Raw genomic sequence first — 7,222 nt, 5'->3', positions numbered from 1 at the left:
TTTCGAGGTCGAGGTGCTGGATGCCGACCCGCGCCGGGTGAAGCGGCTGCGCATCGCGTTGCGCAAGGAGCGCCCCGCGCCACGCACCCAACGTGAGCGGGGGCGTCGCGAAGCCGCACCGGAGACGGCGCCCGAGACTTCGCCCGAGACTTCGACCGAGACTTCGACCGAGAGCGCGCCGGAGACTGGCGCGGCGCCGGAGACCGGACGGGAGCCCGGCCATGACAATGCCAGCCCGCCGGCCGGCGATGGAGCGGGCTCGCAGTGATCGCCACATCCAAGTTGCGTGCTATTGCGCTCGCCATCATCCTGTCCTGGGGCTGGAAGCGCGCCTTGATCGCGCTTGTCGCGGGCGCGCTGTCAGCACTGGCAATGGCGCCGTTCGATGCCTGGCCCGTGCTGTTCATCACCTTTCCGGTGCTGGTCTGGCTGATCGATGGCGCTGCTGCTGGACGCTATCGTGGCGTGCCGGCGGCGGCGCTGACCGGGTTCTGGTTCGGGCTCGGCTATTTCGTGCCGGGCCTCTATTGGATCGGCTACGCGTTTCTGGTCGATGCCGACACCTTCGCTTGGCTGATGCCGTTCGCCGTGCTCGGGCTGCCGGCCTATCTCGCCTTGTTTCCGGCCATCGGCTGTGCGTTGGCGCGGCTGATCTGGACCCGCGACGCTTCGCGGATCCTGGCGCTCGCGGCCACGCTCACCGTGAGCGAATGGCTGCGCGGCCATGTCCTGACCGGATTTCCCTGGAATACATTCGGCTATGCGCTCTCAGCGCCATTGGCGCTGGCGCAATCGGCCTCGCTGGTCGGGCTCTGGGGCATGACGCTGATCGCGGTCGCGATCTTTGCGAGCCCCGCGACGCTGATCGACAGCGGACGGCGCGGCGGACGGCCGTGGCTGCCGCCTGTCGCGGCGCTTTTATTGCTGATCGCAATGGGCACATTCGGCGCTGTTCGCCTGACGCGGCATCCGACCGCCATGGTGCCGAATCTCAAGCTTCGCATCATGCAGCCGAACCTGCAGCAGGACGTAAAGTTCAATTACTCCGCCAAGGCGGAGGTGATGCGAAAATATCTGGCCCTGTCGGACCGCGCCTCTGGCCCGCGGGCCACCGGCGTGCATGATGTCAATATACTGATCTGGCCGGAATCGGCGTTTCCGTTCTTCCTGACGCGCGAACCGGACGCGCTGGCGGAGATCGCCAATCTGCTGCAGCCCGCGACGGTCTTGATCACCGGTTCAGTACGTGCACCAGACCTGCCACGAAATGCACGAGTCACGCGCGCTTATAATTCGATCTACGTCATCGATCACGACGGCAGCATTTTGTCTGTCTATGACAAACTGCATCTTGTCCCATTCGGCGAGTATCTGCCGCTCCAGGGTCTAATGGAGCGACTGGGTTTCGAGCAGCTTACAAAAGTCCAGGGCGGATTCATTCCCGGCACCGTGTCGCACAATCTGGACATTCCGCACGCTCCGCGAGCGCTACCCCTGATCTGCTATGAAGCAATTTTTCCCGGCAACGTTGCGGCGCAAAACGATGAGGATCGACCAGGATGGATCGTCAATCTAACAAATGACGGCTGGTTTGGAATTTCGACCGGTCCTCATCAGCATCTGCAGCAGGCACAATGGCGCGCCATCGAGCAAGGTTTGCCGTTGGTGCGCGCCGCCAACACGGGTATTTCAGCCGTAATCGATCCGTTAGGACGAAATATCGCTGAACTCGGCCTTGGCATCGAGGGCGTTCTCGATTCGTCGCTGCCTGCCGCAATCGCACCGACGATCTATGCGCGGAGCGGCGACATCCCCGCCGCGGTGCTGTTCGCGGCCGCCCTGTTTGTCGTATTACGACGCCGCGCCGCCAAAAGCGTTGCGAGATAGTTGCACATTCTTGTTTCTTTTCTCGGCGGCAAGATTTTTTTTGACAAGCAAAACTCCAAGTGTTGACAGATCGACACTGCAATTCGCATTCTCGCGCGGCAGTAGATCTGTCAGTTCGTTGCTCAACACGTCTTCCTTCGTCACAACATCCGAGCAGAAATTGACGGTGTTAGCGCCTGAGGCATAACTGCGGTGGCCTCGTCCCAAGGGCCAGATTCAAGGAGTGTGAGAGATGTCGACGAAAGCGCCCAACCCTGTTGACAAACATGTCGGCAGCCGGGTGCGGATGCGCCGTATCATGCTGGGTATGAGCCAGGAAAAGCTTGGTGAGGCTCTCGGCCTTACATTCCAGCAGATACAGAAGTACGAAAAGGGCACGAACCGCGTTGGTGCGAGCCGAATTCAGCAGATTTCCGAGGTTCTCCAGGTCCCGGTGTCGTTCCTGTTCGAGGGAGTTCCAAGCGGCGGGATCAATGGCGAGGCATTCGGCGAGGGTGCGTCGCCCGCTTATGTGTCCGACTTTCTCGCGACCTCGGAAGGATTGGCTTTGACCCGCGCGTTCACGCGGATCAACGATTCCAAGCTTCGCCGCAGCATTGTCGACCTGGTCGAGCAGATCGCCGACCGCGAAGGGCCCGATGACCGCTGATTATGTTGCGCAAGGTTTCCGGCGCCGTCGGGCGTATAAGGAGAACTGATAGCGCAATAAGCCGAATTGATACGAGATGGGCGCGATGGCCGGTTGCGAACGGCTATCGCGCCCTTCGCCGTTTTGTTAGCAAGCCAGCTCCGAGGTGCGTGGGCCTTCACACCGCCTCGAACTCGGACTACGGCCTGGGAATCGAATTCCTGCGATCCGCATGTTGGACACCCAGCAATAACGATTACGAGCATTCATCATCTCCCGAGCGACACCACATGATCGGCCCTGCAGTAAATCCCTTCGACAGCAAGGATATTCTCGACGGCATCCGCAGCTGGGTCGAGATCGAGACGCCGACCGAGGCGCCTGATCAGGTCAACCGGCTCGCGACGCTGGTCGCCGACGGCTATCGCGGGCTGCCTGCGACCGTCGAGCGCGTCGCGGGCCGCGACGGCTGCGGTGACCATTTGATCGCACGGTCGTCATGGGGACAGGACGCGCCCGGCATCCTAGTGTTGAGCCATCTCGACACCGTGCATCCGCTCGGCTTCATCAAGCGGCTGCCGTTCAGGGTCGACGACGAGGTAGCGTTCGGCCCCGGCATCTACGACATGAAGGGCGGCGCCTACCTCGCTTTTCACGCTTTTCGAGAAATTTGCGCGGACGCCGTGCGCCCTCCGCTCGGCATCACACAACTGTTCGTGTCCGACGAGGAGATTGGCAGCCCGACGTCACGGGCCTTGATCGAGGCGGAGGGACGCAAGGCCAAATATGTCCTTGTCACGGAGCCGGCACGCGACGGCGGCAAGATCGTGACCGGGCGCAAGGGCGTGGCGCGCTTCGACGTCACGATCAAGGGCGTGCCCGCGCACGCCGGCACGCGTCCAGAGGATGGACGCAGCGCCATTCGCGAGCTCGCCAATGTGATCCAGACACTCGAGGCCCTCAACGATCCCGAACGCGGCGTCAGTGTCAATGTCGGCGTCGTCCGCGGCGGCACCAAGCCCAACGTGATCGCGGAGGAGGCTTACGCCGAGGTCGATGCAAGGCTACCGAAGTTCGCCGATGCCGACGAGATCGTCGCCAAGATCCTGAACCTCAAATCGCGGACCGAGGGCGTGACCGTCGCGGTGAAGGGCGAGCTGAACCGCCCGCCCTATGAGAAGAGCAATGCCGGCGCCGCGCTGTTCGAGCACGCGCGCGAACTCGCAGACGAGATCGGCTTCGCTCTCGTCGACACCTTCACCGGCGGCGGCTCTGACGGCAATTTCACCGCCCCGTTTACCGCGACTCTCGACGGACTCGGGGTCGACGGCAAGGGCGCACATACTCATTATGAGCAGATGTACATCCCCTCGATCGAGCCGCGGGCGCGGCTGCTGTACCGGCTGTACCAGACGCTGACATGAGCGCTGCCATCGACATCACGGATGACGACAATGCCGACGCGCATGAGTCCGAGCACCGGCAGGACCTGACCTTACAAGGCTCGTTCTTCGGCCGACGCAAGGGCCACAAGCTCCGTGCTCATCAGGCCGAACTGATTGATCACCTGCTGCCGAGGCTTGCGCTCGACATCAAGGCGCCAGCGCCGGTCACGCCGCTGGATCTGTTCGATCCGAAAGCGAGCGAATTGCGACTCGAAATCGGTTTCGGCGGCGGCGAACATCTCATCGCCGAGGCGCGCGCCTTCCCCGAAACCGGCTTCATCGGTTGCGAGCCCTATGTCAACGGCATGGCCAAGATCCTGGCGCAGATCGAGGCCAACGATATCAGCAATATTCGGCTGCTCGCCGGTGACGCCGCCGAGCTGTTGGCCTGGCTGCCGTCACAGTCGCTGGCGCGGATCGACCTGATCCATCCCGATCCCTGGCCGAAGCGACGGCACTGGAAACGCCGCTTCGTGCAGGACGCCACCATCGCTGCGATGGCCCGCGTGCTCAGGAGCGGCGGCGAATTCCGCTTCGTCAGCGACATCGATACCTATTGCGACTGGACGCTGTGGCATCTGCTGCGCTCACCAGACTTCGTCTGGACCGCAGAGCGGGCCGACGACTGGCGCCTGCCCTGGCCGGGCTACACCATGACGCGTTACGGCCGGAAGGCCACGCGCGAGGGCCGCGTCGCAAGCTATCTGCGCTTTCGCAGGAAGTGAGTATTTGGCGCGGAGAGGACGCTCCGAGAACACTGCGGCAGCGAAGTAAGAAGTAATTAGTTCGCGGGCTTTAGCCGCGTGGTCCTAATGCCTCGCCTTCCAGAACATGACCACGCGCTCGGCGGTCGTCGGCGCCAGCCGCGCGTAGCTGATGCGGGCGGCCTCGATGTCGGCCTGCGCGGGGATTCGTTTCGGCCCGAGCCGCATCAGGATCAGCGCATGCGCCGTGACCCAATCGAGCCCGATGGTCCGCCCAATGATCAGGACCGGATCGTGACGCGCCCCTGACAGCAGGCGGTCGAGCGTTTCGATATCGAGGCCCGACATCGCGGCCAGGGTCGCTACGCCTTCTTCATATTGATGAACTCTGGCAAAGCCGAACAACGCGCTCTCGTTCAGGCCGCCGGCTTGATACAGCGCCAGCACGGTGCGCTGCGCCGGCACGAAATTGCGCTTGCCCGTCGCCGGCGCGGGCTTGCCGGCGAGTTCGGCCATCGCCTGCTCGATCTTGGCCTGGCGCTCCGGCTTGACCACATCGGCGAGCCGCCGCCGGATCGCGCCATGCGCGCCGGCCAACAGCGTCTTCAGATGCGCATCGGGCAGATCGGCGCGGCGACCGACCGCAAGCGTCAGCACGCCATCATCGCCGGCACGGCCGATCAGCTCGGAATAGCCTGTCGTCGAGAATTGCGCGCCGTCATTGCTCGCGGTGCGTCTGACCACACTGCGATCGCCGCGGCGCACCAGCACATCCGTGAGATCGGGCGACAGGCGCGGCCGCTCCGACATCGCCAGCAGATGGTCCTGCCCCTTCGCTCGCGCGATCTCGATCAGTGCATCCTCGTCGAGCACCGGTGAGCGCCGTAGCAGCGGTCCGGCCACCATGATCTCGTTCTCGCGCGCGAGCCGCCCGACCAACACGGGCGGCGCCCGATTCAGGCGCGAGAGCCGCTCGGCCAGATCGACCCGCGCATGGGTGTCGGCATGCGGGATAAGCGCGATCAAAAGTCCGTCAAACAAATCGATGTGTCTGGGGGGCAGCGTCGCCGCGTCTTCGAAGAACAGATCGGCGATCCGGCTGATAGCCTCGGTACGGCGCTCGGGAGCGCCGTACCTGACAATGTCGTCAAGCCCCGGGATCAGCCAGGTGGCGGCAGTCATGGAACCTACTCGATACGCAACGCTACAAGGTCTGCCGGCAATTAACCTTACGGCCAGACCACTCAACTCCCGCGAAATCTAGCCAATCTTGGTGAAGGAAGGGTTAGGTAGCGGGCGGCGGATCCCGGCCTAAAAACCCGCAAGGAGCCGCCTTCGCACCCTTGCCGGACGCCGGCAAAGCCGTTATATCAGGCGCAACTTACAGGTTCTCATATACGATCGCGTAGTGAGAGTGGGCCCGTTCCGGACCCGCTCTTTTTTATTACCTGCACCGGACCGCAAGCCCGACGAGGGCATTTGAGCCGGAACGGGCAGCGCGATCGGACCGGGCGGAGAGGCCCGGCATAACATGCAAGACCGGACGCAACGCTGACCACAATCGATATGACCGAACCCACGTTGGACCCTGCCGCCACCGACCTCTTGGCCGAGCCCCGTCTCGTCGTCGAGCCGGGCGTCGCGGCGCGGGTGTCTGCGGTTGCCGAGCCGGTGCTGCAGGGCATGGGCTACCGTCTGGTGCGGATCCGCGTCTCCGGCGAGTCCGGATGCACCGTACAAATCATGGCCGAGCGGCCCGACGGCTCGATGCAGCTGGAGGATTGCGAGGCGATCTCGCGCGCTTTGTCACCGGTGCTCGACATCGCCGACCCGATCGAGCGCGCCTACCGGCTTGAGATCTCCTCGCCCGGGATCGACCGGCCGCTGGTCCGCCGTACCGATTTCGAGCGTTTTACCGGCCATCTGGTCAAGATCGACATGGCGGTCGCGCACCAGAACCGGAAGCGGTTCCGCGGCATGATCCGCGGTGTCGAGGGCGACGCCGTCAGGATAGCCCGCGACGACGTGGCGAAGGACCAGGAGGCGGAGGTGCTGCTGCCGATGCACGACATCGGCGACGCCAAGCTGGTACTGACCGACGAGCTGATCGCCGAGTCGATGCGCCGCGGCAAGGCGGCCGAACGCGAGATGAAGCGTGACCTCGGCCTCGCGCCGCCGCTGGCGCCGCACGCCAAGCCGCTGGCAAAGCCGGCTGCCGAGCGGGGCCCGAAAGCGAAGCCTGCCAAGACACCGACCAAGCCGCCGGCGAAGAAACCGCTGCCCAAGAACACCAAGCAACACCGCCTCGCCGCCGGACGCGCGCGCAGAGGCGAGCCCGATCCTGATTAGAGGAGACTGAGCCATGGCCGTCAGCGCCAACAGACTCGAACTGCTGCAGATCGCCGACGCCGTCGCGCGCGAGAAGTCGATCGACCGCGGCATCGTGATCGCGGCGATGGAAGATGCCATCGCCAAGGCCGCTCGCGCTCGTTACGGCAGCGAGACCGACGTGCATGCCGAGATCGACCCCAAGAAGGGCGAGCTGCGGCTGTCGCGCC

General features: G+C 63.9%; 7 protein-coding genes and 1 pseudogene. 7 read left to right on the top strand and 1 reads right to left on the bottom strand.

Features of this window, described 5'->3' with window-relative positions; all coding sequences use genetic code 11:
* From WA702_RS14450 to trmB, 5 genes and pseudogenes are all read left to right on the top strand, one after another.
* Window positions 1–268: pseudogene (locus WA702_RS14450) on the top strand (magnesium/cobalt efflux protein); the annotation flags it as partial.
* Entirely contained in the window at window positions 265–1,887 is a 1,623-nt protein-coding gene (gene lnt / locus WA702_RS14445) for an apolipoprotein N-acyltransferase (RefSeq protein WP_425111215.1), read from the top strand. The pseudogene WA702_RS14450 and the gene lnt, both read left to right, overlap by 4 nt.
* A gap of 232 nt (window positions 1,888–2,119) precedes the next feature.
* The gene (locus tag WA702_RS14440) at window positions 2,120–2,536 is read left to right on the top strand and encodes a helix-turn-helix domain-containing protein (protein WP_425111214.1); all 417 of its coding nucleotides are present in this window, start codon (window positions 2,120–2,122) and stop codon (window positions 2,534–2,536) included.
* A 269-nt stretch (window positions 2,537–2,805) separates the two neighbouring features.
* A complete protein-coding gene (locus WA702_RS14435) occupies window positions 2,806–3,939 on the top strand; it encodes a M20 family metallopeptidase (protein WP_425111213.1) in 1,134 nt (377 codons plus the stop codon).
* Window positions 3,936–4,685 (top strand): tRNA (guanosine(46)-N7)-methyltransferase TrmB, encoded by a 750-nt coding sequence (gene trmB, locus WA702_RS14430; RefSeq protein WP_425111211.1) that lies wholly within the window; start codon window positions 3,936–3,938, stop codon window positions 4,683–4,685. The genes WA702_RS14435 and trmB overlap by 4 nt, the downstream gene beginning before the upstream one ends.
* Before the next feature lie 84 nt (window positions 4,686–4,769).
* On the opposite strand, the gene WA702_RS14425 is transcribed toward trmB, so the two are convergent.
* Complete coding sequence (locus tag WA702_RS14425) at window positions 4,770–5,846, bottom strand: DUF2336 domain-containing protein (protein ID WP_425111210.1); 1,077 nt, start codon at window positions 5,844–5,846, stop codon at window positions 4,770–4,772.
* A 384-nt stretch (window positions 5,847–6,230) separates the two neighbouring features.
* Between WA702_RS14425 and rimP the strand changes: the two genes are divergently transcribed.
* Both rimP and WA702_RS14415 read left to right on the top strand, forming a co-directional pair.
* Window positions 6,231–7,013: a ribosome maturation factor RimP gene (gene rimP / locus WA702_RS14420; protein WP_425111209.1), complete on the top strand. Its 783-nt coding sequence runs from the start codon at window positions 6,231–6,233 to the stop codon at window positions 7,011–7,013.
* A 13-nt stretch (window positions 7,014–7,026) separates the two neighbouring features.
* Window positions 7,027–7,222 (top strand): NusA N-terminal domain-containing protein (locus tag WA702_RS14415; protein ID WP_425111208.1); only part of this gene is annotated, 196 nt, incomplete at its 3' end.

It is taken from the genome of Bradyrhizobium sp. (genome assembly GCF_049798375.1).
Lineage (GTDB): Bacteria > Pseudomonadota > Alphaproteobacteria > Rhizobiales > Xanthobacteraceae > Bradyrhizobium.
The sequence above is the reverse complement of the archived record's forward strand: the minus strand, read 5'-3'. Positions and strand labels throughout refer to the sequence as shown.